The sequence below is a fragment of the Enterobacter sp. MEB024 genome (assembly GCF_030209635.1).
Taxonomy (GTDB): Bacteria; Pseudomonadota; Gammaproteobacteria; order Enterobacterales; family Enterobacteriaceae; genus Enterobacter; species Enterobacter ludwigii.
In genome coordinates this window covers 89,210-114,861 of the sequence record NZ_JARVRQ010000008.1, presented here as the reverse complement: position 1 = coordinate 114,861, position 25,652 = coordinate 89,210, and the positions used below count along the sequence as shown (strand labels likewise).

27 protein-coding genes are annotated in these 25,652 nt (G+C 52.9%); 9 read left to right on the top strand and 18 right to left on the bottom strand.

The window, feature by feature from the left end; translation table 11 throughout:
* Positions 1 to 218: 218 nt before the first annotated feature.
* Positions 219 to 1,889: an NAD-dependent DNA ligase LigB gene (gene ligB / locus QRN24_RS15035; protein WP_279257945.1), complete on the top strand. Its 1,671-nt coding sequence runs from the start codon at positions 219 to 221 to the stop codon at positions 1,887 to 1,889.
* Positions 1,890 to 1,957: 68 nt separating this feature from the next.
* Here ligB and QRN24_RS15030 read toward each other — a convergent pair whose 3' ends face one another.
* Both QRN24_RS15030 and QRN24_RS15025 read right to left on the bottom strand, forming a co-directional pair.
* The gene (locus QRN24_RS15030) at positions 1,958 to 2,575 is read right to left on the bottom strand and encodes a trimeric intracellular cation channel family protein (RefSeq protein WP_020882694.1); all 618 of its coding nucleotides are present in this window, start codon (positions 2,573 to 2,575) and stop codon (positions 1,958 to 1,960) included.
* 251 nt (positions 2,576 to 2,826) lie between these two features.
* On the bottom strand, positions 2,827 to 3,690 hold the full coding sequence (locus QRN24_RS15025; protein ID WP_020882693.1) for a YicC/YloC family endoribonuclease: 864 nt from the start codon (positions 3,688 to 3,690) through the stop codon (positions 2,827 to 2,829).
* Positions 3,691 to 3,815: 125 nt separating this feature from the next.
* Here QRN24_RS15025 and rph point away from each other — a divergent pair, with 125 nt between their 5' ends.
* Positions 3,816 to 4,532, top strand: a complete 717-nt coding sequence (gene rph / locus QRN24_RS15020; protein ID WP_013094888.1) for a ribonuclease PH — start codon at positions 3,816 to 3,818, stop codon at positions 4,530 to 4,532.
* A gap of 68 nt (positions 4,533 to 4,600) precedes the next feature.
* Positions 4,601 to 5,242 carry an orotate phosphoribosyltransferase gene (gene pyrE, locus QRN24_RS15015; RefSeq protein ID WP_014168048.1) on the top strand — a complete coding sequence of 214 codons (642 nt, stop codon included), beginning with the start codon at positions 4,601 to 4,603 and terminating at the stop codon, positions 5,240 to 5,242.
* Between the two features lie 39 nt (positions 5,243 to 5,281).
* Here pyrE and slmA read toward each other — a convergent pair whose 3' ends face one another.
* The 3 genes from slmA to coaBC form a co-directional block, all read right to left on the bottom strand.
* The gene (gene slmA, locus QRN24_RS15010) at positions 5,282 to 5,878 is read right to left on the bottom strand and encodes a nucleoid occlusion factor SlmA (RefSeq protein WP_020882692.1); all 597 of its coding nucleotides are present in this window, start codon (positions 5,876 to 5,878) and stop codon (positions 5,282 to 5,284) included.
* 120 nt (positions 5,879 to 5,998) lie between these two features.
* Positions 5,999 to 6,457 (bottom strand): dUTP diphosphatase, encoded by a 459-nt coding sequence (gene dut, locus QRN24_RS15005; RefSeq protein ID WP_014168052.1) that lies wholly within the window; start codon positions 6,455 to 6,457, stop codon positions 5,999 to 6,001.
* Complete coding sequence (gene coaBC, locus QRN24_RS15000) at positions 6,435 to 7,646, bottom strand: bifunctional phosphopantothenoylcysteine decarboxylase/phosphopantothenate--cysteine ligase CoaBC (protein ID WP_086462925.1); 1,212 nt, start codon at positions 7,644 to 7,646, stop codon at positions 6,435 to 6,437. The genes dut and coaBC overlap by 23 nt, the downstream gene beginning before the upstream one ends.
* Before the next feature lie 172 nt (positions 7,647 to 7,818).
* On the opposite strand from coaBC, the gene radC reads away from it, so the two are divergent.
* From radC to mutM, 4 genes are all read left to right on the top strand, one after another.
* Entirely contained in the window at positions 7,819 to 8,484 is a 666-nt protein-coding gene (gene radC, locus QRN24_RS14995; protein WP_020882690.1) for a RadC family protein, read from the top strand.
* 217 nt (positions 8,485 to 8,701) lie between these two features.
* Positions 8,702 to 8,938 carry a 50S ribosomal protein L28 gene (rpmB, locus tag QRN24_RS14990; protein WP_002436699.1) on the top strand — a complete coding sequence of 79 codons (237 nt, stop codon included), beginning with the start codon at positions 8,702 to 8,704 and terminating at the stop codon, positions 8,936 to 8,938.
* A gap of 22 nt (positions 8,939 to 8,960) precedes the next feature.
* On the top strand, positions 8,961 to 9,128 hold the full coding sequence (gene rpmG / locus QRN24_RS14985; protein ID WP_003024094.1) for a 50S ribosomal protein L33: 168 nt from the start codon (positions 8,961 to 8,963) through the stop codon (positions 9,126 to 9,128).
* A 74-nt stretch (positions 9,129 to 9,202) separates the two neighbouring features.
* Complete coding sequence (mutM, locus tag QRN24_RS14980) at positions 9,203 to 10,012, top strand: bifunctional DNA-formamidopyrimidine glycosylase/DNA-(apurinic or apyrimidinic site) lyase (RefSeq protein WP_032679319.1); 810 nt, start codon at positions 9,203 to 9,205, stop codon at positions 10,010 to 10,012.
* Between the two features lie 2 nt (positions 10,013 to 10,014).
* Here the strand turns inward: mutM and coaD are convergent, their stop codons facing one another.
* The 7 genes from coaD to rfaQ all read right to left on the bottom strand — a co-directional run bounded on the left by coaD (position 10,015) and on the right by rfaQ (position 16,906).
* Positions 10,015 to 10,494: a pantetheine-phosphate adenylyltransferase gene (gene coaD, locus QRN24_RS14975; RefSeq protein WP_014168056.1), complete on the bottom strand. Its 480-nt coding sequence runs from the start codon at positions 10,492 to 10,494 to the stop codon at positions 10,015 to 10,017.
* 3 nt (positions 10,495 to 10,497) lie between these two features.
* Positions 10,498 to 11,268 carry a glycosyltransferase family 2 protein gene (locus QRN24_RS14970; protein WP_047954874.1) on the bottom strand — a complete coding sequence of 257 codons (771 nt, stop codon included), beginning with the start codon at positions 11,266 to 11,268 and terminating at the stop codon, positions 10,498 to 10,500.
* Entirely contained in the window at positions 11,268 to 12,542 is a 1,275-nt protein-coding gene (waaA, locus tag QRN24_RS14965; RefSeq protein WP_014168058.1) for a lipid IV(A) 3-deoxy-D-manno-octulosonic acid transferase, read from the bottom strand. The genes QRN24_RS14970 and waaA overlap by 1 nt, the downstream gene beginning before the upstream one ends.
* A 65-nt stretch (positions 12,543 to 12,607) precedes the next feature.
* Positions 12,608 to 13,597, bottom strand: coding sequence for a glycosyltransferase (locus QRN24_RS14960; RefSeq protein ID WP_284942854.1), 990 nt, complete (start codon positions 13,595 to 13,597; stop codon positions 12,608 to 12,610).
* Positions 13,598 to 13,611: 14 nt separating this feature from the next.
* Positions 13,612 to 14,709: a glycosyltransferase gene (locus QRN24_RS14955; RefSeq protein ID WP_284942853.1), complete on the bottom strand. Its 1,098-nt coding sequence runs from the start codon at positions 14,707 to 14,709 to the stop codon at positions 13,612 to 13,614.
* A gap of 2 nt (positions 14,710 to 14,711) precedes the next feature.
* Positions 14,712 to 15,839 carry a glycosyltransferase family 4 protein gene (locus QRN24_RS14950; RefSeq protein ID WP_284942852.1) on the bottom strand — a complete coding sequence of 376 codons (1,128 nt, stop codon included), beginning with the start codon at positions 15,837 to 15,839 and terminating at the stop codon, positions 14,712 to 14,714.
* Positions 15,839 to 16,906, bottom strand: a complete 1,068-nt coding sequence (rfaQ, locus tag QRN24_RS14945; RefSeq protein WP_014168062.1) for a putative lipopolysaccharide heptosyltransferase III — start codon at positions 16,904 to 16,906, stop codon at positions 15,839 to 15,841. The genes QRN24_RS14950 and rfaQ overlap by 1 nt, the downstream gene beginning before the upstream one ends.
* A 150-nt stretch (positions 16,907 to 17,056) precedes the next feature.
* Here rfaQ and QRN24_RS14940 point away from each other — a divergent pair, with 150 nt between their 5' ends.
* Positions 17,057 to 18,010, top strand: a complete 954-nt coding sequence (locus QRN24_RS14940) for a polysaccharide deacetylase family protein (RefSeq protein ID WP_059305848.1) — start codon at positions 17,057 to 17,059, stop codon at positions 18,008 to 18,010.
* Between the two features lie 27 nt (positions 18,011 to 18,037).
* Here the strand turns inward: QRN24_RS14940 and QRN24_RS14935 are convergent, their stop codons facing one another.
* From QRN24_RS14935 to rfaD, 6 genes are read right to left on the bottom strand one after another with little or no spacing between them, the layout of a single operon-like run.
* On the bottom strand, positions 18,038 to 19,249 hold the full coding sequence (locus QRN24_RS14935) for an O-antigen ligase family protein (RefSeq protein ID WP_284942851.1): 1,212 nt from the start codon (positions 19,247 to 19,249) through the stop codon (positions 18,038 to 18,040).
* Positions 19,237 to 20,145: a glycosyltransferase family 2 protein gene (locus QRN24_RS14930; RefSeq protein WP_020882680.1), complete on the bottom strand. Its 909-nt coding sequence runs from the start codon at positions 20,143 to 20,145 to the stop codon at positions 19,237 to 19,239. Before QRN24_RS14930 ends, QRN24_RS14935 begins: the two co-directional genes overlap by 13 nt.
* Positions 20,146 to 20,150: 5 nt before the next feature.
* Positions 20,151 to 21,260, bottom strand: coding sequence for a glycosyltransferase family 9 protein (locus QRN24_RS14925; protein WP_284942850.1), 1,110 nt, complete (start codon positions 21,258 to 21,260; stop codon positions 20,151 to 20,153).
* A gap of 3 nt (positions 21,261 to 21,263) precedes the next feature.
* Positions 21,264 to 22,247: a lipopolysaccharide heptosyltransferase RfaC gene (gene rfaC / locus QRN24_RS14920; protein ID WP_232947400.1), complete on the bottom strand. Its 984-nt coding sequence runs from the start codon at positions 22,245 to 22,247 to the stop codon at positions 21,264 to 21,266.
* Positions 22,248 to 22,250: 3 nt separating this feature from the next.
* A complete protein-coding gene (gene rfaF / locus QRN24_RS14915) occupies positions 22,251 to 23,297 on the bottom strand; it encodes an ADP-heptose--LPS heptosyltransferase RfaF (RefSeq protein WP_020882677.1) in 1,047 nt (348 codons plus the stop codon).
* 2 nt (positions 23,298 to 23,299) lie between these two features.
* Positions 23,300 to 24,232 carry an ADP-glyceromanno-heptose 6-epimerase gene (rfaD, locus tag QRN24_RS14910; protein ID WP_008502707.1) on the bottom strand — a complete coding sequence of 311 codons (933 nt, stop codon included), beginning with the start codon at positions 24,230 to 24,232 and terminating at the stop codon, positions 23,300 to 23,302.
* A 215-nt stretch (positions 24,233 to 24,447) separates the two neighbouring features.
* Here rfaD and kbl point away from each other — a divergent pair, with 215 nt between their 5' ends.
* A complete protein-coding gene (kbl, locus tag QRN24_RS14905) occupies positions 24,448 to 25,644 on the top strand; it encodes a glycine C-acetyltransferase (RefSeq protein ID WP_020882676.1) in 1,197 nt (398 codons plus the stop codon).
* Positions 25,645 to 25,652 lie beyond the last annotated feature (8 nt).

The following is a 25,652-nucleotide window of genomic DNA, read 5'->3' as shown; positions in this document are numbered from 1 at the left end:
TACATACGGGCTTATTATACACGTCGCCGCTGTGTGACGTAGCCTTTGTCACACTTTTTCCCCTGCATTATTGAATTTTGCGCGCCGTTTTCAGGTTTTACAGCTGTTTTGCAGCAATAAAAATAAACCTCTGACAACGCCTCGCAGAGCGAAAGATTGCCATTAGCACGGTTTTCCGCGTCGGGTTATACCTCCACCAACGCAAAGGAGGGGTGGCGATGTGGCGATGGATGAGCGGATTAATGCTGTTGTGGTGCGGCTATGGTGCCGCGGTGTGTCCCGTGTGGTCTCAGGCAAAAGCAGAGAAAGAGATTGCGACATTGAGTGCGCAAGTCAAACGCTGGGATGATGCCTACTGGAAGCAGGGCATGAGCGAGGTGAATGACGACGTCTATGACCAGCTCAATGGCCGTTTAAAGCAGTGGCAGCGCTGCTTCGGCGATATACCTTCTGAGGAGGCCTTACCGGTTCTTACGGGGAGCGTAAGACATCCTGTTGCCCATACGGGAGTGCATAAAGCGGCCAGTAAAGAAGAGCTACGCCAGTGGATGCGTGGTCGTGACACTCTCTGGATGCAGCCAAAAGTCGACGGGGTAGCCGTGACGCTGGTGTATCGCGACGGAAAGTTAACCCAGGCTATCAGTCGTGGTGATGGGCTTAAAGGTGAAGACTGGACTGCACAAGTGTATTTAATTCCCGCAGTGCCCAAAAAAGTGACCGGAGCGCTGACCAACAGCGTCTTACAGGGAGAGCTTTTTTGGTTACGCGACAACCATCTTCAGCGACAGATGGGGGGAATGAACGCACGGGCAAAAGTGGCGGGCGCGATGATGCGGCAAAAGGACAGTCCGCTTCTGAGCCAGACAGGGATATTTATCTGGGCCTGGCCGGATGGGCCGAAAGTGATGTCGAGTGCGCTGTCTGAGTTATCTAAAGCCGGCTTTTCCCTGACGGCGCGTTATACCCTGCCTGTACAGACTGTTGATGCTGTCGAGAAACAGCGCTCGACGTGGCACAACACGGCATTACCCTTTGCCACGGACGGCATTGTGGTGCGGTCCGCGGATGCTCCTCCCGGCGAAAACTGGTTGCCCGGAGAAGGCAGCTGGGTCGTCGCATGGAAATACCCCCCGGTCGCACAGATTGCCGAAGTAAGAGATATTCATTTTGCCGTGGGGCGCACGGGAAAAATCTCGGTCGTGGCGGCGCTGGTCCCTGTCCTGCTGGATGATAAGCAGGTACAACGGGTCAGTCTTGGGTCCGTTGAGCGCTGGCAAAGGCTGGATATTGCGACGGGTGATCAGATACAGGTCAGTCTGGCCGGGCAGGGTATCCCGCGGTTCGATAAGGTGGTCTGGCGGGGGGAAGAGAGACAAAAGCCCACACCTCCGGCCTCGCATTATCATGCGCAGAGCTGTTTTTACGCCTCGCCGGCGTGTATGGAGCAGTTCTTTGCCCGCCTGACGTGGCTTAGTTCAAAGCACGTGCTGAATATTGAAGGAGTCGGTGAGTCAGGCTGGCGGGCGCTGTATCAGGCGCATCATTTTGAACATATCTTCTCATGGCTGACATTAACGCAGGTGCAGCTGGAGTCTACCCCGGGGTTTTCCGCAGCACGCGGGCTGGCGCTCTGGCATCGCTTTAATCTGGTACGTGAGCGACCCTTTATTCGTTGGATCATGGCATTGGGTGTTCCGCTGACGCAGGCCTCGCTAAACGCTATGGGAGACCTGACGTGGCAGAAAATGCGTGAGCGTAACGCAGCAGACTGGCAGGCGCTTCCCGGCACAGGAAAGGAGAAAGCCCGGCAGCTCGTTGCGTTTATACATGATCCTGGCATTGCCGGCCTGGTTGCCTGGCTCGGCAAGCAGGGAGTGCAAGGATTCTGACGTGAGCTTGCTGGCGCTTATCGCGGATAAATGCCGCTATCTTATCGGGGAGAATAGATAGCGGCCAGTCAGTGGGTGTCCTGAGTGTAATGAAACACGGGCAGTCCCAGTTTTAAGCGCAGCGCAAGCAAGCGAGCCGTGAAGCCAAATAACAAGGTGGCGATGACCACGACGTCATGGCTGGAAACATAATGCTGTAAAGCGATATACAGAACGGCTGATGCAAAGGATATCCCGGCGTAGAGCTCTTTTTGAAAGACCAGGGGAATGCGTTTGCAGAACATATCGCGCAGTACGCCGCCAAATACGCCCGTCACGACTGCGGCAATAGTGGCAATCACCGGGCTTTCGCCCATATCCAGCGCAATTTGTGCCCCGATGATGGAGAACACGACCAGGCCCAGAGCATCAAGCACTAAAAACAGACGTCGAAGATGGGGCATTACAGGAGCAAGGATAGTGGTCAGCACTGCGGCGACAGCCACAATGATGATGTACTCGGGGTGCTTAACCCAGCCGAGAGGGTAATGCCCCAGCAGGATATCACGTACCGATCCGCCTCCCAGTGCGGTGGCGGTAGCAATAATAATGACCCCAAACGTATCCATACGACGGCGTCCGGCAGCGAGTGCACCGGTCATGGCTTCGGCAGTGATCCCGACGAGATAAAGGATATGTAGCAGCATGTGTTCCCCCGATATTGAGGGCAACAGGGTAGCGTTTTGTGCGGTCTGTCACGATTTAGTTTTTCTTGTGTGAGGGCGTTAGCCTTATTTTTGATAATGACTGAACGTTGTTTGGCTGGGTGTAATGGCGTTAAACGGTAATTTTCACATTACAATTATTCATGTTATAGGCGTTTGCCGCCGATAGCCTGTTCCGATAAAAAAATGGCCCCTGAACGGGGCCATGATGAGAAAGCGGCTTGAATAAAGCGTTACTCGATATTCTGGATCTGCTCGCGCATCTGCTCAATCAGCACTTTCAGTTCAATGGCGGAGTTGGTCACTTCAGCATTGATCGACTTAGAGGCCAGGGTGTTCGACTCGCGGTTGAACTCCTGCATCATAAAGTCGAGGCGACGCCCTACAGCTTCTTTCTTCTTCAGGATGTTGTAAGTCTCTTTAACGTGCGCTTCCAGACGATCCAGCTCTTCGGCGACGTCAATGCGCTGTGCCATTAGCACCAGCTCTTGTTCCAGACGGGTATTTTCCAGCTGAACTTCCGCTTCTTCCAGTTTGGCCACCAGGCGCTCACGCTGCCATTGCAGGACCGCAGGCATGTGGGTGCGGACTTTAGCCACTTCGGTGGTCACGCCTTCCAGACGCTGCTCAATCATCGCTTTGAGGGCCTGGCCTTCAGTTTCGCGGGCAATGATAAAGTCATCCAGCGTGCTGTCGAGGGCACTGAGAATTTCTGCGGCAATCGTGTCCAGATCCTGCTCACCGGCGGCCATGACGCCAGGCCAGCGCAGAATATCGACCGGGTTGATTTCCCCTTCATCGCTTTGCATCTTGACCCAGTTCGCTGCAGTGACGAGCTGTTTCGCCAGTTTTTCGTTGAGGATCAGCTCACCCTGGGCGCTGGCATCAGGCTCAAAACGCAGGTTACATTCCACTTTACCGCGCGTCAGGCGAGCACGGATACGCTCGCGTACAACGGGTTCAAGGCTGCGGAACTGCTCCGGCATACGGAAATACGTTTCCAGGTAGCGCTGGTTTACCGAGCGCATTTCCCATGTAGCGCTACCCCAGCTACCCTTGATTTCACGCCGGGCGTAGGCGGTCATACTGCGGATCATAGACATTCCCGTTTTTAAAGGAGAGATGGGGGGATTATAGCTTTCGGGGGCTTCTCAGGATAGGAATAAGCGTCCTTTATCCGTATAATGCGCAGCCACATTCGTTTCAAGCCGGAGATTTCATCATGCGTCCAGCAGGTCGTAGCGCCAATCAGGTGCGTCCCGTCACCCTGACCCGTAACTATACAAAACACGCAGAAGGCTCCGTACTGGTTGAGTTTGGTGACACCAAAGTGCTGTGCACCGCGTCCATCGAAGAGGGCGTTCCACGTTTCCTGAAAGGTCAGGGCCAGGGCTGGATCACTGCGGAATATGGCATGTTGCCGCGTGCAACCCATACCCGTAACGCCCGCGAAGCGGCAAAAGGCAAGCAGGGCGGCCGTACCATGGAAATCCAGCGTCTGATCGCACGTGCGCTGCGCGCCGCCGTTGATCTGAAAACACTGGGTGAATTTACCATTACTCTGGACTGCGACGTCATTCAGGCAGACGGTGGTACGCGTACGGCGTCGATTACCGGTGCATGTGTAGCGCTGGCTGATGCCCTGAATAAGCTGGTTGCAGCCGGTAAGCTGAAAACGAATCCGATGAAAGGGATGGTCGCGGCTGTTTCCGTGGGTATCGTTAACGGTGAAGCGCTTTGCGATCTGGAATACGTTGAAGATTCCGCTGCCGAGACTGACATGAACGTGGTGATGACTGAAGACGGTCGCATCATTGAAGTGCAGGGCACGGCAGAAGGTGAGCCGTTCACCCATGAAGAACTTCTTACCTTGCTGGCGTTGGCCCGAGGGGGAATTGAATCTATCGTAACGACGCAGAAGGCGGCGTTAGAAAATTGATTTTAAAGGCGACTGATGAGTCGCCTTTTTTTTGTTCGTACAAAAGCAAAAGTCGGAGGAGTAAGCCCATGAAATCCTGGCAGCGTGAGTTTATTGAGTTTGCGCTTAACAAGCAGGTCCTGAAATTTGGCGAGTTTACGCTGAAATCCGGGCGTAAGAGCCCCTATTTCTTCAACGCCGGACTGTTTAATACCGGGCGCGATCTGGCATTGTTAGGCCGTTTCTATGCCGAAGCGCTGGTGGACTCCGGCATTGATTTTGACCTGCTGTTTGGCCCAGCCTATAAAGGCATTCCGATTGCCACTACCACTGCGGTTGCGCTGGCGGAACACCACGACCGCGACGTACCGTACTGCTTTAACCGTAAAGAGGCTAAAACCCACGGTGAAGGCGGTAATCTGGTAGGCAGCGCGCTGCAGGGTCGCGTTATGCTGGTGGACGATGTGATCACCGCCGGTACCGCTATTCGCGAATCGATGGAGATTATTCAGGCTAACGGCGCTACGCTTGCTGGCGTGCTGATCTCTTTGGATCGTCAGGAACGCGGGCGTGGCGAAATCTCTGCTATTCAGGAAGTTGAGCGCGATTACGGCTGTAAAGTGACCTCAATCATCACCCTGAAAGACCTGATTGCGTATCTGGAAGAGAAGCCTGAGATGGCGGATCATCTGGCTGCGGTACGTGGGTATCGCGAAGCTTTCGGCGTGTAATATCAAGCCCGGTGGCGTTCTGCTTACCGGGCCTGAAAATTATTGCAGCTGTGCCGCTACTAACGGCCAACGGGCGTCAAAATCGTCCGTTGGACGGTATTTAAACTCGCTGCGAACAAAGCGGGAGAGCATGCCTTCGCAAAACGACAGGATCTGACTTGCCAGCAGCGTTTCATCGGTGCTGTAACCTTCACCCTCACGCATTTTTTTCTCGCGCAGTACCTGGCGCAGTTGTGCTTCAATACGCTCGAAGAGCTGGTTAATCCGGCCCTGCAATCGGTCCTGCTCGAACATCAGCGCGTGGCCAGTCAGGATACGGGTTAAGCCCGGATTGCGTTCACCAAAGCCCAGAATGAGCTGCACAATCAGACGCAAACGCGCAGTCGTGTCTTTTTCGTCTTTCAGAATCAGGTTGATGCGAGTGATCAGACTGTCTTCGATAAATTCGATCAGACTGTCAAACATCCGGGTTTTGCTCGGAAAATGACGATACAACGCCGCTTCAGACACGCCCACGGAGGCGGCCAGTTTTGCGGTGGTGATGCGTTGACTACCATCGCTGGATTCAAGCATCAGCGCCAGAGATTGAAGTATTTCTTCGCGACGGTTCCTTTTCGCGGTTTGTTTTTCTGCCATGTTACAAAATACCCCTGAAAATAAGCACTTGCCAGGCTGGCATCCACACAGCGACCGCAAACTGACGTTTGCGGTTTGTTATTGCATTATGGCGCTGTGAGATACGTGTCGGTCGGGCGGTTATTTGCGCCCGGAATGGCCGAAGCCGCCTTCGCCACGGTCGGTGGCGTCAAAGTCTTCCACCAGGTTAAATTCTGCCTGAACCACCGGTACAAAGACCATCTGTGCGATACGCTCGCCCGGTTCAATGGTGAAGCTGTCCTGACCACGGTTCCAGACGGAAACCATCAGTTGACCCTGGTAGTCAGAGTCGATCAGGCCGACCAGGTTACCCAGTACCACTCCATGCTTATGACCCAGACCAGAACGCGGCAGGATCACCGCTGCCAGCGACGGGTCAGCAATGTGGATTGCCAGGCCGGTTGGGATCAGGGTGGTTGCACCCGGAGCCAGCTCTACGGCGTCATCGAGACAGGCACGCAGGTCAAGACCGGCAGAGCCGGAGGTGGCATAGGTTGGCAGCGCAAATTGCTTACCAACACGCGGGTCCAGAATCTTAACGTCGATTTTTTTCATCATAACGGGTAACGATCTCGTCCAGTAATTGTTGGCCCAGGAGTTCCTTGCGCTCAAGCGGTAAGACTTTATCTCCATCCTGCCAGAAAAGGTGCAGTGCGTTGCTGTCGCTGTTAAATCCTTGCGTGGCCAGCGATACGTCGTTCGCGCAAATCAAATCGAGGTTTTTGCGGGTACGTTTTTGCCGGGCATATTCTTCCACATTATTTGTTTCTGCGGCAAACCCAACAACGTAAGGACGATGGTTTTTCAGTGCGGCGACACCCGCAACAATGTCCGGATTTTTCACCATTTTTAGTGTTAATTCATCGCCTTGCTTTTTAATTTTTGACCCGGAAATGGTTTCGGCACGGTAATCTGCAACAGCCGCACAGCCGATAAAAATCTGCTGGTTCTGCGCATGCGCCTGTACGGCGGCGTCCATCTCCAGGGCGGTGGTGACATCAATACGCTGCACAAATGGCGGTGTCGGTAACGAGACCGGGCCGCTCACCAGCGTGACCTTTGCACCGCGTTTTGCCGCCGCGGCAGCAATCGCAAAGCCCATTTTACCGGAGCTATGGTTGGTAATGTAACGCACCGGGTCCAGCGGCTCGCGCGTTGGACCCGCGGTAATCATGATGTTGAGATGTTGCAGATCGTTGACAGGCGAAAAATGGCCGGCGGCCAGCTCAACGATGGTCAGCGGGTCAAGCATACGACCAGGACCCACATCACCACACGCCTGGCTACCGCTGTCCGGCCCCCAGATGAGCAGGCCGCGTGAGGCCAGCGTCGTCAGATTATGTTGGGTGGCGGCGTTGCGGTACATCTGCTGGTTCATCGCGGGGACGACGGCAACAGGTGCGGGCGTGGCCAGGCAAATGGTCGAGACCAGATCGTTTGCCATGCCGGCTGCTACGCGGGCAATTAAATCTGCTGTGGCGGGGGCAAGGATAACCAGGTCTGCCCATTTTCCCAGCTCAATATGGCCCATCGCGGCTTCGGCGGCCGGATCAAGGAGGCTGTCAGAGACGGGGTACCCTGAAACGGCCTGCAGGCTCAGAGGCGTGATAAAGGCTTTGCCGCCTTCCGTTATCGCGACCCGCACATCCGCCCCGCGCTCGCGCAAACGACGCACCAGCTCCGGCGCTTTATAGGCAGCAATACCGCCGCTCACGCCAAGAACGATTTTTTTACCGGCCAGGCTCATCATGATTCTTTCCTGTTGGGTTTCACCAGAGAGCGGGCATTTTATCACAATCCCAAAAAGGGGGTGATTTTGTCCTTCGGCCAGTTTGCGAGGCGTTACGCAGGAATGAAAAGTGGGCGTCGAGCGCCGGGGGTGGCTGTGGCAGCATGATAGCAAACCGAAGGAGACAGGCATGGAAGAGACTGAACTGCTGCTACCGCGTGAAAAAATGCTGCGCTATGGCGTCACGTTGTTAAAGGACGACGAGTTGCTGGCACTCTTTTTACGCACCGGAACGCCCGGCAAAACGGTATTTACGCTGGCAAAGGAGCTCATCGACCATTTTGGTTCGCTGTATGGCTTATTGACGGCGGATCTGACGGAATTCAGGCACGTCGAAGGAATTGGCGTGGCGAAGTTCGCCCAACTGAGGGGGATTGCTGAACTGGCCCGCCGTTTTTACGACGTCCGTATGGAAGAGGAAGATCCCATACTCACCCCGGATATGACACGCGTATTTCTCCAGAGCCAGCTATCAGATTTGGAGCGCGAGATCTTTATGGTGATCTTTCTTGATAACAGGAACCGGGTACTAAAACATAGCCGTCTTTTTTCCGGAACACTGAGCCACGTTGAGGTTCATCCGCGAGAAATTGTGCGGGAAGCGATAAAAGTGAATGCAGCCGGCGTGATACTCGCGCATAATCACCCTTCTGGCTGTGCAGAACCAAGCAGAGCTGACAAAGAGATGACCGAACGCATTATCAAATGCTGTCAATTCATGGACATTCGTGTGCTCGACCATCTGATAATTGGTCGCGGCGAGTACATTTCTTTTGCAGAACATGGCTGGATTTAGGCTATTTCTCGCGATCCATCGGGATCTTTGTCTGTTCGGGACTTGAGCACACCGCCGAGTCAGCGTATACTACGCCACCTTTGAGAATCTCGGGTTTGGCATTTGGGCCTGGCAATCGAGAGTTCAATAGAACTATGCGATGACCGGGCTGTAAAGCCTGACGAGGCGCCGATACCCCATACGAAGCTCGAGCTAATTTGATTTTTGGAGAATAGACATGTCCCGAGTCTGCCAAGTTACTGGCAAGCGTCCGGTGACCGGTAACAACCGTTCCCACGCACTGAACGCGACTAAACGCCGTTTCCTGCCGAACCTGCACTCTCACCGTTTCTGGGTTGAGAGCGAGAAGCGTTTTGTCACCCTGCGCGTATCTGCTAAAGGTATGCGTGTAATCGATAAGAAAGGCATTGATACAGTTCTGTCCGAACTGCGTGCCCGTGGCGAAAAGTACTAAGTACTTAAAGAGGAAATAAATCATGGCTAAAGGTATTCGCGAGAAAATCAAGCTGGTTTCTTCTGCTGGTACAGGTCACTTCTACACCACCACGAAGAACAAACGTACTAAGCCGGAAAAACTGGAACTGAAAAAATTCGATCCAGTTGTACGCCAGCACGTACTGTACAAAGAAGCTAAAATCAAATAATTTTAGCCTCCTTGTATTGAAAAACCCCGCAACTGCGGGGTTTTTTGCATTCTGCATCTTACTCCGGAGGAACCATGCCTGAATTACCTGAGGTAGAGACCAGCCGCCGCGGTATTGAGCCGCATCTGGTCGGCGCGACTATTCTTCATGCTATCGTTCGCAACGGTCGCCTGCGTTGGCCGGTGTCCGATGAAATTCATGCCTTAAGCGATAAACCGATTCTCAGCGTCCAGCGTCGCGCCAAATATCTGCTGCTGGAGCTGCCCGACGGCTGGATTATCATCCATCTCGGTATGTCCGGTAGTCTGCGCATCCTTACCGAAGAACTGCCCGCGGAAAAGCATGACCATGTCGATCTGGTGATGAGCAACGGTAAAGTGCTGCGTTACACCGACCCACGACGCTTTGGCGCATGGCTGTGGACCAAAGAGCTTGAAGGACACAGCGTTCTGGCGCATCTGGGGCCAGAGCCGCTCTCAGAGGCGTTTAACGCGGAATATCTGAAAGCGAAGTGTGCAAAAAAGAAAACACCGATCAAACCGTGGCTGATGGACAATAAGCTGGTGGTGGGAGTAGGGAATATTTATGCCAGCGAATCGCTGTTTGCCGCCGGGATCCATCCCGATCGGCTGGCCTCGTCGCTGTCATCCCAGGAGTGTGAACTGCTGGTCCGGGTGATTAAAGCGGTGCTGTTGCGTTCTATTGAGCAAGGGGGGACCACCCTGAAGGACTTCCTGCAGAGCGACGGTAAACCCGGCTATTTTGCTCAGGAGCTGCAGGTATATGGCCGTAAGGGTGAGCCGTGCAGAGTCTGTGGGACACCGATTATTGCAACGAAGCACGCTCAGCGCGCCACGTTCTATTGCCGTCAGTGCCAGAAATAGGGCTACTTTAATTTTTCCATCAACGCCTGATGGACGTTAGCCGGCAGGAAATGGGTCACGTCACCGTGATGACGCGCCACCTCTTTGACCAGCGAGGAAGAGATAAACGACCACTCTTTTGAGGGCATCAGGAACACGCTCTCCAGCTCTGGCATCAGGTGGCGATTCATGTGCGCCAGCTGCATTTCGTATTCGAAGTCAGCCACCGCGCGTAACCCGCGGATCAAAATGTTAGCCTGCCGGGCACGGGCGAAGTTGGCCATCAGATCGCTGAAGCCCACCACCTCGACGTTTGGCAGATGTGAGATAGCGTCAGTGGCAAGTGCAACGCGCTCATTGAGGTCGAACATGGGTTTCTTACTGGGGCTGGCGGCGATCGCCAGAATCACCTTATCAAACATGCATGCCGCACGGGTGATAATGTCAAGATGACCGTTGGTGATGGGATCAAAGGTACCCGGATAAATCGCTTTTGTGCTCATGGCTCACGTTTTCTCTGAGTAGCCGCGGCAGAGCGCCCACAGCTCGGTGTATTTGTTGAAAGTATACTGGGCATTCACCACCGCCAGTAACCACCCCTGTTTACCGTCCAGCACGCCGCCTCGCAGCAACAGTGTTTTCAGAAATGCTCCCAGCGTGTGGGTGAAAATTCCGGTCAGCGTGGCCTTCTTGCCGCGCAGGTGGCGCTCCTGTGCCCATGCGGTGGCATAGTTAAGCTGTTTGCGCTGGAAGCTGGCGAAATCCCGGCAGGTCAGATGCAGCAGATCGCCCGTCAGAGGAATGACGGGGGCACTGTCGCATGCCAGGGATTCATGGACCAGATTATCGTTGTACTGATATCGCTCACGCTCGTAAAGGCGCATTACGCGGTCTGGATACCAGCCGCTGTGGCGCATAAAACGGCCAAGGAAATAGTTGCGACGTGCAATGCTGTATACCGCGCCAGGCTGAGGTGCTGTCAGCACCGCCTGAATGGCCTGGCGGAGCTCAGGTGTGATGCGCTCGTCAGTGTCCAGCATCAGCACGTAATCGCCAGTAGCATAGCGCTGCGCGCGCTGTCGCTGGATGCCGTAGCCTTGCCAGTCGGTATCGATAAAGACCTTTGCACCCGCGGCACGGGCGACATCCACCGTGTTGTCCTCGCTGCCGGAGTCGAGAAGGACAATTTCGTCAGCCCAGGCGACGGAGGCCAGGCAGTCCGGAAGCAGGTCGGCGGCGTTTTTGGCGATCATCACGACCGACAGACGCGTTGACATTAGTGGCTCCGCTGAGGCAGATAAGGTTGCAGAAGTTGCAGCAGACGAGTGAGTGCGCCCTGGTTCTGATGCAGCACTTCGACAGCATGGCGACCATACCAGAGGCGGTAGTCTTCGTCGGTCAGAAGGGTTGAGACCTCTTTGACCACCGAGTCCGCGTCGGTCACGGTAATTAACCCGTCGGCTTGCTGCAATTTAGCGCAGATATCTTTGAAGTTAAACGTGTGTGGGCCCATCAGCACCGGAATGGCGTGTGCGGCCGGCTCAAGCGGATTATGGCCGCCGCGCTCCACAAGGCTGCCGCCGACAAAAGCCAGATCGGCAATGCCGTAAAGCAGCATCAGCTCGCCCATTGTATCGCCAATCACCACCTGAGTGCTGCCGGAGGGGATCTCACCGCTGCTGCGCAGGGTAAAGCTGAAGCCGCCTTTCTGCACCATCTCACGCGCATCTTTAAAACGTTCGGGGTGACGAGGGACCAGAATCAGCAGCAAATCGGGGAATTTTTCCAGCAGCTTACGATGAGCCTGCAGGATAATGGCTTCTTCGCCGTCATGGGTGCTGGTTGCAATCCACACCTGGCGGCGCGGTGCCCACTGGCGACGTAGCGTAATCGCACGGGCGGCGAGTTCAGGCGTGACGGAGATATCGAACTTCAGGCTACCCGTCACCGCAAGCTGGTTGCGTTTCAGGCCCAGAGCGAGAAAGCGCGCCGCGTCTTCTTCGTTCTGCGCGGCAATCAGCGTAATTCGGCTGAGCAGGCGGCGCATAAATTTACCTAGCTTGCCGTAACCTTTCGCCGAGCGCTCTGAAAGGCGCGCGTTGGCAATCACCAGCGGAATTTTACGGGCATGCAGGGCGGAAATCATATTTGGCCACAGTTCGGTTTCCATGACGATCACCAGTTTCGGGCGAACGGTATTCAGGAAGCGGTTCATGGCGCAAGGCAGGTCGTAAGGCAAATAGACGTGTTGAACGTCTTTACCGAACGCCGATAATGCGCGTTCAGATCCCGTCGGCGTCATGGTCGTGACCGTGATCGGCAGTGACGGATAGCGGTGACGAAGGGCGCGAACCAGCGGGATCGCCGCCAGCGTTTCGCCCACAGAAACGGAATGCAGCAAAATACCGTCCGGCACGACTTTATTGCGGCAGTAACCATAGCGTTCAGCCCAGCGTTTACGATACGCAGGCGCTTTACGGCTACGAAGCAACAGTCGCAGCCACACCAGTGGCTGGATGATGTAGAGCAGGGCGGTATACAACAATTCCAAGCGATTATCCGTTTTTTAGTTTCGGCGGGGAAATTCTAAGCATTTAAGCCGGGTAAAGCTATCTCTTATGCCAGATACCGTTTTAAACGGAAGTAGCGTCGGCCCAGGCGCCAGCGCAAACGGGGGCTTTTGGCGCTTTTCCAGATAAGCCTCCAGATACCCGTGTCGAAGAACTCTTTTATTATCATCGACTTCTTCTGCACATCCTTCATATTGTCGAAGGTATGAATGATCCCAAGCCCCTCTTTGGCGATTTGCCAGTGGCAGGCGGGGATATCTTTCACTTTTTCCGGGTAACGCTGGTTGATGGCATCCAGCATCTGCAGAATTTTCATGTAATGGCGCGCCGAGCGAATCAGCGTGTCATCATTGTCCGGCATATGAGAAACCGATGCGGAATGAATGTAATAGTCGTAAAAACGTTCACTGGTGTACTGCACGCGGTCAGCTGCGAGCAAGACTTCGGTAGTCCACGGGATATCCTGATGGCGCAGGCCGGGCTCAAAACGAAAACCGTTCTGACGAATAAAGTCGTGGCGATAGATATTCAGCCAGGTCACATGCAGAAACTTGCGTGAGTCGAGCGCTTTTTTTAACCATGCCGCACCGGTCATGACGCCTGTCGAGGCCAGCTTGTCTTCCGGGAAAATCGGCCGTGAAGGCTTCTTATTGTTTTCCCAGACGTAGTTTCCGTTGCAGGTGGCGACATCCAGATTCTGTGTGACGGCCATATCAAGCAAGCGCTGATACATGCCGGGCTTAAAGACATCATCAATATCCGGGAAAGAGAGATATTGGCCGGTAGCGACGGCCAGACCGGTATTGCGCGCAATGGATACACCCTGATTTTCCTGTTCGATAACCTGCATTTGTGGCAGTTTTTCATGCCAGGTTTCGACTATCTGCATCGAACTGTCCGTGGAGCCATCATTGACGATGATGACTTCCATACTGTCGATCTGTTGATTCGCAAGGCAGGTAAAGAACTGATCCAGGAAAGCTTCGCCGTTATAAACGGCAACCACTACGCTTAATAATGGCGCTGAATTTTGCATAAGAAACCTGATTATTATTGATTGTCTACCAACGCAACATATTGCTGGCAAATGGCATTTATCCCGAACGACGCGATCGTTGCGCTATCAACGACAGGCGGGGAGGTATAGAGATCGGCCAGTGTTTTCGCCAGTGATTCATCATTCATCTCCGACAGCCCGCGCGCCAGCGTACCCGTGAGGATTTCAGCAGGCCCGCCAGGACAGTTCGTACTGACAGGCGGCGTCTGGCAGATGATGGATTCTACCAGTACGTTACCAAAACCTTCACAGTCAGAACTTAACACTAAAAGCCGTGCGCCTTTAATCCACGGATAAGGGTTGGACTCGAAGGGGCGGAAAATAACCTTGTCTTCGATCCCGAGTTCTTTCGCTAACTGTTTAAGCTGTTGAATTTTGGTGTCAGAACCGTTGCCCATCATCACCAGCGATGCGTCTATTTTGCTCTGCGCATAGGCACGCAGAAGGCGGTCGTGGCGTTTATGTTCATGAAAACGACCCACGTGAATAATGTAATCCTGCTCCTGCATCTCAAAAGGCGCATCCGCCAGACGCTGGATTTCAGGAATATCAAAGGGATTATGGATAACCGCTTTGCGACGAAGGTCGATGGACAGCGTCTCTGAGAGATCTTTCAGCACGGCGGCGGAGACGGCGACAACGTTTCGGTTTTCGTAGGTATGACGAATTTTGTAATGTTTAAACCAGCGTGAAAGGCCGTGGCGATGACGCAGGTAGGAGAATGAGAACATGCCATGCACGCAGAACCAGACCTTATCGCGATCCAGCGCACGACTGTGCGCCACGATACGATCGGTTTTATGCAGATGCGAGAATATGACGTCGAACTTCCCGCTGCGCTCAGCCTGCTCAATGGCATTGTCCAGCAGTTGCGCCCGGCGCGGGATCTCGGTGAGCTTTCTCCAGGGCTTTTTACACGTATCCTGAATGACCTGATAATCAATGCCTGCCGGGATGGCGTAGTCGCACACCTTTCGCAGGGAGAAAAGGGAGACCTGATGCCCCATTTCTATCAATCCGCTGGAGAGGGTGAGAACCGTTTTTTCGGCTCCTCCACCGGGCAAACCATCAATAATCATTAGGATGCGCATTTTTAATCCAGTAATTTTTGATAAAGCGAAATAAGCTGACTTGATAATTTTTCTGGGGTCGCTTCTTTTACGCGCTCACGCGCTACCCGCCCCATATCGTTATTCTTATCCAAAGATGGAAGGGTCATGACTGCCTCCTTCAATCTGCTGATATCAAGTGCATCACAGTAAAAGCCATTCTGACCTTGCTCAATAAATTCTGCACCACCGCAACTCACTGAAGTAATGACGGGCAAACCGCAGGCCATCGCTTCAAGAATGACGTTTGGAAAAGGATCATACAGCGTTGGCAGCAGTAATCCATCGGATACCTGGTAAAATGGCAGTGTCTCTTTTTGCATCCCCAGGAAGCGAATTTGCCCCTCACAGCCCAATGAACGGGCGAGGTCACGGTAACGACTTTCTGCTTTATCCTGTCCAACCACAATCAGCCACGCGGGTGTGCCCGCGATAGCGCGGATAGCGCTGGCCAGTCCCTTACGTTCAAAACCTGACCCGACGAAACACAACACCACGGCATCGACAGGCAATCCGAGCTGCTGACGCAGTGCAGGGCGCTGTCCTTCGGTTGCCGGAACGAAGCGGCTGGAATCAATTGAATTATAAATCACATGTATCTTTTTTGCGTCAATATCAAAGTCTTCGATGATTTCGCGTTTGATCATCTCCGCATTGCAGATAACGGCTTTCAATTCAGGGGCCTGATACATTTCACGTTCGGCGTGCATGACGTAGCGATGGTAGCGATCGTGCATCAGAAGTTGTGCACGCCAGGCAGGCAGAATGCGCGCACGCTGCAGCAGCCAACGCCGGTGCACGCCATCCCCTGCGCGGTAAATATCGCAGCCAGGAATACGCTCGTGGCTCTGCACAATGTCAAACTGCTGCTGTTCCCACAGTGCACGCGCAGCATGTGCAAACCCGCGTTCGCGACTGATTCGACCCCATTTACGCGGGTCGCAAATATGGATATGCCAGTCTTCCTGCTTCTCCCCCTGCCACTCACGCGTGATGACGTTGAGCTCCAGGTTTTGGTTGCTCAGTGCAGTAAGTGCCCGGGAAACGAAGCGTTCCGCCCCGCCATCAGGGCGGTATTTTTGGCGAACAATCGCCAGACGATGGTGTTTCATTACAGATATCTCCTGGCGGCGGAGACCACGACATCAACGGGAATGGCGTCGAGATAGCGTTCAGTTGTTTTGGTATCAATGGCGTCCGGGTCGGGAAGTGGGCCAAAATCGCCAGCCCAGATGACTTCACCGTTGACCTGCCATGGCGACCAGAACACCCGTTTTGACGGGCCGAAGAGAGCAATGCACGGCGTCTGAAGCGCGGCGGCCATGTGCATCGGAACGGAATCGACGCCAATAAAGAGGCGTGCATGATCGATAAGTGATGCCAGCTGGCGCAACGTGAGTTGACCGGCCAGAGAGACTACGCCCGTTTTTGGCGCCGCGGCGAGAATGCGGTCTATCATCGCCAGCTCTTTTTTATCCGGGCCAGCGGTGAGAACTACAGTGTGGCCATCCTGCTGGAGTGCCGTGATGGTTTGCGCCATCTTGCCTTCGTCCCAGCATTTAAAGAACCAGCGTGACGTTGGCTGGATCACCACGTAGTTATCAGCCACACCCTGTTGCGTCAGTAGCTGGCGCGCACGATCCCAGTCCTCTGCGCGGTAGGCCATAGTGACGTCTGGCTGAGCCGGGACGGGCAACGGTGAAAGAATAGAAAGATTTTGCTCAACGGTATGGAGCGACGGGTGATTGGCGACGGAAACCAAATCGGTATGACAAAAACGCCAGAACGCGTTTTTTCGCTTGTTAAACGCGAACCCGAGGCGTACTGGCGCGCCGGTGAAACGGGTGACAATGGCGCTACGCCACTGATCGGCAAGGTTAATCACCAGATGATAACGCTGCGCTCTTAAGGCACAGAGTAACTGCCACTCTTTTTGCAGATGTTTCAGGGTGCCGAGCTGCTTCCATTTACGATCTATACCGTAGATGGTGCCGATCGCCGGATGCGCGGCGAGCATATCGCGTGTCTCTTCATAAAGAAGAACATCGATTTGCGCCGTGGGCCATTTTTGACGTAACGAATTAATGACCGGAGTTGTGAGTAACATGTCGCCATGATGTCGAAGTTTGATAAGTAAAATTCGTAAATCAGGCGTGTCGAGTAGGTTAATCATCATCATCTTATCAGCGGTATACTGTCAGCAATTCTAATAGACCTGATGGCGACTTGCACTCTTTCTCCATAATGTCAGGAATTTCCCTGGAAGGGTTTACTCCTGCTTCGCAGAGTGCGTAACATAGCCCTCACTCTTACGTCTTACGGACTCATTATGAAAAAACCAGCGTTTATCATCACCATTGATACAGAAGGCGATAATCTCTGGCAAAACCACCGTGTTATCAAAACGGAAAACGCACGCTACCTGGCACGATTTCAGGCGCTATGCGAGCGTTTTGGTTTTAAGCCGGTCTGGCTGACCAACTATGAGATGGCGATCGAACCGGTTTTCATTGAGTTCGCAAAAGATGTGATTGCCCGCGGCCAGGGCGAGGTTGGCATGCATCTTCATGCGTGGAACAGCCCACCTGAACATGACCTCACCGGTGATGACTGGCGCTGGCAACCTTATCTGATTGAGTTTTCAGATGAAATTATGCGCGAGAAAGTGCTTTTTATGACGCACTTACTGGAAGAGACCTTCCAGACCAAAATGCTGAGCCACCGTGCCGGGCGTTGGGCGTTTGATCGTCGCTACGCAAACTTGCTGATAGAGCTGGGTTATCAGGTTGACTGTTCCGTCACCCCACGGGTGAACTGGCGAAATGCCAAAGGGGCGCCGCAGGGTCACGGAGGAACGAATTATCAGCATTTCCCCGACCATGCCTACTTTATCGATACAGAGGATATTTCCCGCCCGGGAAAGAGCCCTTTGCTCGAAGTGCCGATGAGTATTCAGTATAAACACCCGGCCTGGCTGAACACCGTTAAACAGGGCTACGATCGGCTGCGTGGGAAATACCGTTCCCCGTCAGTTAACTGGCTGCGTCCGTCTGGTGGAAATGCGTCTGAGATGATTAAGGTCGCACAACAGTGCTTGTCGCAGGGCAATGATTATGTGGAGTTTATGCTCCATTCTTCAGAATTTATGCCCGGCGGAAGTCCTACGTTCAAAGATGATGCGGCCATTGAAGGGTTGTACCAGGATTTGGAACAGTTGTTTACATGGCTGTCGGACAAGACGGTGGGGATGACGCTGGCGGAGTTTTATCAACACCAGAAATAATAATGCCCGCCAGGCGGGCATTATTTATCATTGTTGTTTTGTCTGAGAGAAAGGTGTACTCAGAGCAAACAGGATCATAAAGAATATCAATGCCTCCGAACTCAACAATATGACGTCTGTCAGGCCATAGAGCAATAATAGAAGCATGGCAGTCAATAGCAGACCATTTTTGTTTCTGATGGCGTAGCCCATCATCGACACGAAGAAAAAGAGCAGTATTGCCAGGCCAGGTATTCCTTGTAATGAATACTTTTCAATAAATTCATTGTGTAGATGTACTTTGATAAAATCGAGTGCAGCAGCGAGATGCGGATGACCATCGCTAACATAGCGTTTTGTCCATGCTTCTCGATCCTCGACTGACTGTCCCAGAGGATGCGCCAGACCATTTTGAATACCGATAGTCCACATGGAAAAACGTGCGCCGAGAGAAGTGCGATCGTTGCCTTTCTCATAGTTCTCTAGTTCAGTTTGAGTTTGCATGATCTTAGGTGAAATCAGAGGTTTGTAGCTTACGACTACAATACCCGCCACAATACATAAAAATATCAGAGTCGATTTCAGATGAATTCTTCTGAAATGATAAAGCGTCATTACGATAGCAAGAAGTAAATAGAGCCCCATTGCAGCACGCGTTCCGGTCAAAAGAATAACAAAGAACGAGACCAAAATGGTAAAGCCGGCCAGAACATAGAGCTTAACATTTTGCTGGAGGTAAAGGCTGTACACAAAGGCAAGTGACAACACGGAGTAAACATAGGCAGAGACCGTGGCTCGATTGATTGCCATTTCAACACGAGCCATACCTTGTGATGCCTGCCACAATCCATAACCGGTTGCGAGAGCAAATCCTGTCGCAGTTGCTAAAAGAAAATATTTCTTAAAATTATCTCTGTCGATATAATCTTTAAAACGGTCAATATAGAAAACGAGAATACTCGCCAAAAGTAATTTTTTACTTGCACCGAGATAATCGCTGTACATGTTTAAGCCTTCGCTATGGTACTCATAGACCATATACCAGACAAAGTTCAGTAATCCAATAAGAAATATGGGTAGTGCTATTGAGAATGGTTTTAGCGTAATTTTTTTATATTCAAACGCTAAACCGAGAATAGCGATATAAATTGCAATATAGAAAAACTCACGTTGCTTCCCTGAATTGACTAATGCAAGCATCAAAGAGATGAAGCTCAGAAAAAGTGTCAGTTGATAAAGTCGAAGTTTTATTTTTTCCATAATGCCTCAATAACCCTTTTCTTATAACTAAACCGAATATGAGTGTCCATAAAGAACGAAAGCGAATAAAGCTGGCTCACCCGATCTTTTACTAAATGTAAGTGTGGTGTCGAGAGATACTTTTTATGGTTACTGTATATATCAAACCAGTGACAATTGATGAGATGTTTAAAACTGCGCGGGAAGGTTTCTTCCATGCGAAGCGTGCAATCAACAAGTGAAGAGACTTTGCTGGCGTCAAGTTCGCTGGATAAGCTTCCATGACGTTTGATGTAATAATAATGCCCCTGACGCTGATAAAATATTTTTTGCGCTTGCATAATCATTCCGGGGAACACAGCGAAATCTTCGTAACAGACCATCGAAGGTATAGGGTTAGCTTTATACAGGTTTTTGTGAATAAATTGGCCGATCAGATGTGCCTGAAAGTCTTTATGTCGCAAAAAACGGGAGATCGCGTCTTGTTGCGAGATTGCCACAGGGTCGAAACCTTGCCAGGTTGAGGTGATCTTTTTGATATCACGAATTTCACGTAAGCGCGTCAGTAGCATATCTGGACGCTGTGCTTGCAGAAAATCCACGGCATCCTGAATGCTGCCCGGTTTTAGCCGGTCATCGCTGTCCAGCATCGTAATATAGTCCCCTGATGCCAGCGTAACAGCACTGTTTCGGACCCGACCCACGTTACGGTAATCCACACATCGCGTTGTTGCATGAGGTAATTTTGGTAACCACGCTTCAATAATATCCTGTGTGCCATCATCTGAGCTGTCATTAAAGATGATGATCTCAACAGCATCGCCTGCACTGCCAATCGCATTCTGCAGGCTTTCTAAAGTGGCATGAAGGGTATCTTCGGCATTATGCGCGGCAATAATGATGCTTAGAAAAGCCATAAAAATTAGTTTCCCTGGGCATCAGTGAGAGATGTGATTGTGTTAGCTTTTGGTAATTCGCGAATAAAATCTTTAAGCTCACGTAGTGATTCGTCTGTCACAGCGAAAAGTTCTTCCCGATCTTGGGAGAAATAGTAGCGTGTTTCAAATACATACGAACAAATATGCGCATCATTCCCAATCAGCAATACCTTGCCAAGCGGACGTTGTTCATAATGGCAGCAAGGGCCAAACAGCAACACCACCGGGACGCCCACCGCATCGGCAATGTAGATATTCCCTGAATCTGACGCAATATAACAATCCATTTTGGATATCGCCCACGGCAGTTCTTCGAGCGATATTTTGCCAATGAGGTTGATAAAATTGGGAATTTCACCGTAAGCGCGGGTGATGTCATCCATCCACGGTTGTTCGTTCGGTGCGCCAAAAACATAAAACTCGCAGGGCAGGTCGGCAAGATGATCGACAATACGTTTCCAGATTGCCGGGGGAACCGTCTTTGCTTTGTTACCGGCAGAAATGCTGATACCAATTCGGATAACCCCGGGTTTATCGAGAATTTGCGGGTAAACCGCAGGCTTGAACAGGGGCTTTGTGGCGTGTTTGGGGGAGTCCTGCCAGGTGAGCGCGCGATCGGCGAGCTTGAGATAGTTAGTGACGGACAGCGTCTTTTTGCCATGCCCAACGGTACCATCAGCCGTGGCATAAAAAATTCCGTGATACCACCTGCGCGTATAAGTGCTTAAAAATTGTTTGTTTTTTGCATTACAGGCTGAGGCGAAAAAGAGATTCACACTGTTGGGCTGCAGCAGATAGACATTGTCGTAGCGATTCATGATCCGGCAGGCGAAGCAGAGCTTACGCCACAGGTTGCGCTTTTGCTGCTCCACAAAAAAGATCTCTTCGATACTGTCGTCATGCTGAGCCAACGCGTTAACGCTGCGGCTGATCAGCACATCGCTTTTTTGCAGATACGCCAGTAGAGGCGTTGCATTGATAAAGTCACCGATTTTGGCTGTCTGAATGACAAGGTTTCTGCCCGTGTCTTTGCGAAACAGCTTCCGGATGAGTTTCACCGGAAAAAGTAAAATCAGCAGAAATACATAACTCATGGGTTAAATATCCCTGTTAGAAAGCCGATGGCTGCCCTGTAAAAACGAAAAAATCGCATCTGCGGTAATGTCTCTCATCTGCTGCGTCGGACTGACCATTTGATGCTGGTTTTTACCGTACCCCCCAATCAGTCCCGGGTCGGTCGGACCGAAAAGGGTGATATTGGGGCGGTCCAGCGCTGCGGTTAAATGGCTTAATCCGGTATCCACGGATACGACGGCGCTGGCGCCTGCCAGTTGCGCGGCAACCTGAGCCAGCGTGAGTTTAGGTAACACTTCCACATTTGAAAAACCCGCGGCCAAACGCTCTGCGCGTTGCCTTTCGTGTTCTGCGCCCCACGGGAGTTTAATATGGATGCCGGTCGGTTGCATTAGCTCAATGAGTCTTCGCCAGTGTGATTCCGGCCAGTGCTTATCATCGCGCGTTGTGGCATGCAGAAAGACCAGATAGGGCGGTGTGTGCGTCTTCGCATCGCGCAAAAAATGCTGCGCAATAGCGTAATCACCCTGCGTGTCCGGTTTTGCATAGCCGAGGCTTTTCGCAAACAGCTCACGGGTGCGCTCCACGGCGTGCTGCTGTTTCGCGATATGGTGGCGGCGATTATAGAACAGGCTCGCCAGCGGCTCGCGGGCGGTTTGCCAGTCCATACCGTGCTTAACGCCGTGCGCCAGACGCGTGACCAGCGCGGCGCTTTTGACCAGACCCTGTGCGTCAATAATGGCATCGTAACGCTGCGCTTGCACCGCATCACGGAAGGCTTGACGTTCAGCCTTAATCGGTGCCGAGAACCACGCTTTACGCCAGCGGCGGATAGCAACCGGGATCACGCGGTCTACTGCTTCATGCCAGGTGGGGATCTGTACGAAGCCCTCCTCCACCACCCAGTCAAAACGAATGTCGGGAATGGCCTGCATGGCGTCGGTGAGCGACGGCAGAGTATGCAGCACATCGCCCATGGAAGAGGTTTTAACGATCAATACCCGCATCCGTTATCCTTCTTCACTCAACAGCAGCTCGTTGAGCTCTTCAAGGACACGCTCGGGCGTGATGTCGATCAGGCTCTGGTGATAGCCTTCAGCCGCATCGCCTTTTCGCACCTTGTGATAACCGCTGATCAGACGTATGACGCGCGCTTTATGAGAAAGCGGTGGCGTAAAGTCAGGGCTGCTGGGGCCATACAGAGCAACCAGCGGCCGGTTGAGCGCAGCGGCGACGTGCATCAGGCCTGAGTCGTTGGTGACGACGGCTTTACAGGCGGCAAGTAAAACTACCGCCTGTTCCAGCTGGGTTTCCCCTGCCAGATTACGGCACCATGCCTGCTGTTCTGTATTCAGCGAAGCCAGAATTTCGTTACCCGCCTCGTGGTCTTTCGCCGAGCCAAACAACACGACCTGATTACCTTCATCGATCAGCTGTTTTGCCAGCTCAGCGTAATGATAATGCGGCCAGCGTTTTGCCGGGCCGAACTCTGCTCCCGGGCAGAAACCGATCATAGGGCGTTCTGATGAAATTCCAAACGCGTTGCAGGTGTGGGATTTCTCACCGTCGTTGACCTGGAGCTGGGGCCAGAGCAGCGGTTGCGGCAGATCTTTTGCGCTGCGCATCACGCCTTTGTCATAGGCCAGCGCGACGTAGCGCTCGACCATGAGTGGCCAGGCGTCTTTATCGAGCACGCGCGCGTCGTTCAGCAGACCGTAGCGCATTTCTCCACGCCAGCCGGTGCGATGGGGGACGCCCGCAAAGAAGGGTACCAGGGCGGATTTAAAGGAGTTAGGCAGGACATAGGCGCGGTCATAGCGCTTTTCGCGAAGGCTATGGCCGAGCTTGCGACGTTCACCAATTTCCAGCGCGCCGTGGCCGAGCGGCATTGGGATCGCCTCGTTAACTTCCGGCATACGCGATAACAACGGACGGCACCAGGCAGGTGCCATCACATCAATTATCGCCTGGGGATAACGCGCCTTGAGCGTGCGATAGAGACTTTGCGACATCATCATGTCGCCCACCCATGACGGGCCGATCACCAGAATTTTCATACTTACGCGTCGCGGTTCAGCCAGGCCATATATTCCGTTACGCCTTCGGCAACGGTCTTGAACGGTTTGTCGTAACCCGCCGCACGCAGGTTGGTCAAATCCGCCTGCGTAAAGGCCTGGTAACGACCTTTCAGTTTGTCCGGGAACGGAATGTATTCAATGCTGCCTTTTTTGTGGTACGCCAGGGTGGCGTCCGCCACGGCCTGGAAGGATTCCGCACGGCCTGTCCCCAGGTTAAAGATACCGGAGACGCCGTTTTCCCAGAACCACAGGTTCACTGCCGCCACGTCGCCTACGTAGACGAAGTCACGCTTGAAGCCGTCACTGCCTTCAAACAGTTTCGGGCTTTCGCCATTGTTCAGCTGCGTGTTCAGGTGGAACGCGACGCTCGCCATGCTCCCTTTGTGGCCTTCGCGCGGTCCGTACACGTTGAAGTAACGGAAACCCACAATCTGGGAATTGGCTTCAGGCAGAACCTGACGCACGTATTCGTCGAACAGGAATTTGGAGTAGCCATAGACGTTCAGCGGCTGCTCATATTCGCGGGATTCGATAAAGTCTGACGTACGGCCACCGTAGGTTGCTGCAGAAGAGGCGTACAGGAACGGAATTTCACGCTCCAGGCAGTAATGCAGGATCTCTTTGGAGTACTGATAGTTATTGTCCATCATGTACTTGCCGTCCCACTCGGTGGTGGAAGAGCATGCACCTTCGTGGAAGATGGCTTCGATCTCGCCGAACTCTTCACCTGCCATAATCTGGATAAGGAAGTCTTCTTTATCCATATAGTCAGCGATGTTCAGATCCACCAGGTTTACAAACTTGGTGCCGTCTTTCAGGTTGTCCACCACCAGAATGTCGGTGATGCCTTTGTCATTGAGGGCCTTAACAATGTTGCTGCCGATAAAGCCCGCGCCGCCGGTAACGATGATCATAACTGTAACCTTTGAAGTGTGGAGTCCGGGGACAATCCCGGACGCTAATGTTCTTATCATATCATTAGTATGGCTGCCCTTCAGCCATTCACCGACATAGCGCAAGGGTACACGTGATTTATGCTGCAAAAACGAGAAGAGATAATGTGTCATCTCGTCATGGCGGCCAGGGTTGGGTAATATGTGCCAAAATTTGCCGAGTCTGGAGAATTGCAATGCGTGGTGATTTTTACAAACAGTTAAACAGCGACCTCGACACCGCACGTGCGGAAGGGTTGTTCAAAGAAGAGCGTATTATCACGTCTGCTCAGCAGGCGGACATCACCGTTGCCGATGGCAGCCATGTGATCAACTTTTGTGCGAACAACTACTTAGGTCTTGCGAATCACCCTGAGCTGATTGCCGCGGCAAAACAAGGCATGGACACCCACGGTTTCGGTATGGCCTCCGTACGCTTTATCTGCGGTACGCAGGACAGCCATAAGCAGCTTGAGAAAAAGCTGGCGGACTTCCTGGGGATGGAAGATGCGATCCTGTACTCCTCGTGCTTCGACGCCAACGGTGGTCTGTTTGAGACGCTGCTCGGCGCAGAAGATGCGATTATCTCCGACGCCCTGAACCACGCTTCTATCATTGACGGTGTGCGCCTGTGTAAAGCGAAGCGCTTCCGCTACGCCAACAACGACATGGTTGAACTGGAAGCGCGCCTGAAAGAAGCACGTGAAGCAGGTGCCCGCCATGTGCTGATCGCCACCGACGGCGTGTTCTCTATGGATGGCGTGATTGCCAACCTGAAGGGCGTGTGCGACCTGGCAGACAAATACGATGCGCTGGTGATGGTTGATGATTCACACGCCGTCGGTTTTGTTGGTGAGAACGGCCGTGGATCTCACGAATACTGTGACGTAATGGGTCGCGTGGACATTATCACCGGTACGCTGGGTAAAGCGCTCGGCGGCGCGTCAGGGGGTTATACTGCTGCGCGTAAAGAGGTGGTTGAGTGGCTGCGCCAGCGTTCCCGTCCATACCTGTTCTCCAACTCGCTGGCGCCGGCGATCGTTGCCGCATCCATTAAAGTCCTGGAAATGGTGGAGTCTGGCGCTGAGCTGCGCGACCGTCTGTGGTCAAACGCCCGCCTGTTCCGTGAAAAAATGGGTGCCGCAGGGTTTACGCTCGCCGGTGCCGATCACGCCATTATCCCGGTGATGCTGGGCGATGCGGTTGTGGCGCAGAATTTTGCCCGCGAGCTGCAGAAAGAAGGAATTTACGTTACCGGGTTCTTCTTCCCGGTGGTACCAAAAGGCCAGGCGCGTATCCGCACCCAGATGTCTGCGGCGCATTCGCCTGAACAAATTGAACGTGCGGTGGAAGCCTTTACCCGCATCGGCAAACAGCTGGGCGTAATTGCCTGAGGACGTGT

Excerpts from the sequence above, each read along its gene's own strand:
- ligB (WP_279257945.1), top strand. The coding sequence starts at position 219 with ATGTGGCGATGGATGAGCGGATTAATGCTGTTGTGGTGCGGCTATGGT.
- QRN24_RS15030 (WP_020882694.1), bottom strand. The coding sequence starts at position 2,575 with ATGCTGCTACATATCCTTTATCTCGTCGGGATCACTGCCGAAGCCATG.
- QRN24_RS15025 (WP_020882693.1), bottom strand. The coding sequence starts at position 3,690 with ATGATCCGCAGTATGACCGCCTACGCCCGGCGTGAAATCAAGGGTAGC.
- rph (WP_013094888.1), top strand. The coding sequence starts at position 3,816 with ATGCGTCCAGCAGGTCGTAGCGCCAATCAGGTGCGTCCCGTCACCCTG.
- pyrE (WP_014168048.1), top strand. The coding sequence starts at position 4,601 with ATGAAATCCTGGCAGCGTGAGTTTATTGAGTTTGCGCTTAACAAGCAG.
- slmA (WP_020882692.1), bottom strand. The coding sequence starts at position 5,878 with ATGGCAGAAAAACAAACCGCGAAAAGGAACCGTCGCGAAGAAATACTT.
- dut (WP_014168052.1), bottom strand. The coding sequence starts at position 6,457 with ATGATGAAAAAAATCGACGTTAAGATTCTGGACCCGCGTGTTGGTAAG.
- coaBC (WP_086462925.1), bottom strand. The coding sequence starts at position 7,646 with ATGAGCCTGGCCGGTAAAAAAATCGTTCTTGGCGTGAGCGGCGGTATT.
- radC (WP_020882690.1), top strand. The coding sequence starts at position 7,819 with ATGGAAGAGACTGAACTGCTGCTACCGCGTGAAAAAATGCTGCGCTAT.
- rpmB (WP_002436699.1), top strand. The coding sequence starts at position 8,702 with ATGTCCCGAGTCTGCCAAGTTACTGGCAAGCGTCCGGTGACCGGTAAC.
- rpmG (WP_003024094.1), top strand. The coding sequence starts at position 8,961 with ATGGCTAAAGGTATTCGCGAGAAAATCAAGCTGGTTTCTTCTGCTGGT.
- mutM (WP_032679319.1), top strand. The coding sequence starts at position 9,203 with ATGCCTGAATTACCTGAGGTAGAGACCAGCCGCCGCGGTATTGAGCCG.
- coaD (WP_014168056.1), bottom strand. The coding sequence starts at position 10,494 with ATGAGCACAAAAGCGATTTATCCGGGTACCTTTGATCCCATCACCAAC.
- QRN24_RS14970 (WP_047954874.1), bottom strand. The coding sequence starts at position 11,268 with ATGTCAACGCGTCTGTCGGTCGTGATGATCGCCAAAAACGCCGCCGAC.
- QRN24_RS14960 (WP_284942854.1), bottom strand. The coding sequence starts at position 13,597 with ATGCAAAATTCAGCGCCATTATTAAGCGTAGTGGTTGCCGTTTATAAC.
- QRN24_RS14955 (WP_284942853.1), bottom strand. The coding sequence starts at position 14,709 with ATGCGCATCCTAATGATTATTGATGGTTTGCCCGGTGGAGGAGCCGAA.
- QRN24_RS14950 (WP_284942852.1), bottom strand. The coding sequence starts at position 15,839 with ATGAAACACCATCGTCTGGCGATTGTTCGCCAAAAATACCGCCCTGAT.
- rfaQ (WP_014168062.1), bottom strand. The coding sequence starts at position 16,906 with ATGATGATGATTAACCTACTCGACACGCCTGATTTACGAATTTTACTT.
- QRN24_RS14940 (WP_059305848.1), top strand. The coding sequence starts at position 17,057 with ATGAAAAAACCAGCGTTTATCATCACCATTGATACAGAAGGCGATAAT.
- QRN24_RS14935 (WP_284942851.1), bottom strand. The coding sequence starts at position 19,249 with ATGGAAAAAATAAAACTTCGACTTTATCAACTGACACTTTTTCTGAGC.
- QRN24_RS14930 (WP_020882680.1), bottom strand. The coding sequence starts at position 20,145 with ATGGCTTTTCTAAGCATCATTATTGCCGCGCATAATGCCGAAGATACC.
- QRN24_RS14925 (WP_284942850.1), bottom strand. The coding sequence starts at position 21,260 with ATGAGTTATGTATTTCTGCTGATTTTACTTTTTCCGGTGAAACTCATC.
- rfaC (WP_232947400.1), bottom strand. The coding sequence starts at position 22,247 with ATGCGGGTATTGATCGTTAAAACCTCTTCCATGGGCGATGTGCTGCAT.
- rfaF (WP_020882677.1), bottom strand. The coding sequence starts at position 23,297 with ATGAAAATTCTGGTGATCGGCCCGTCATGGGTGGGCGACATGATGATG.
- rfaD (WP_008502707.1), bottom strand. The coding sequence starts at position 24,232 with ATGATCATCGTTACCGGCGGCGCGGGCTTTATCGGCAGCAACATTGTT.
- kbl (WP_020882676.1), top strand. The coding sequence starts at position 24,448 with ATGCGTGGTGATTTTTACAAACAGTTAAACAGCGACCTCGACACCGCA.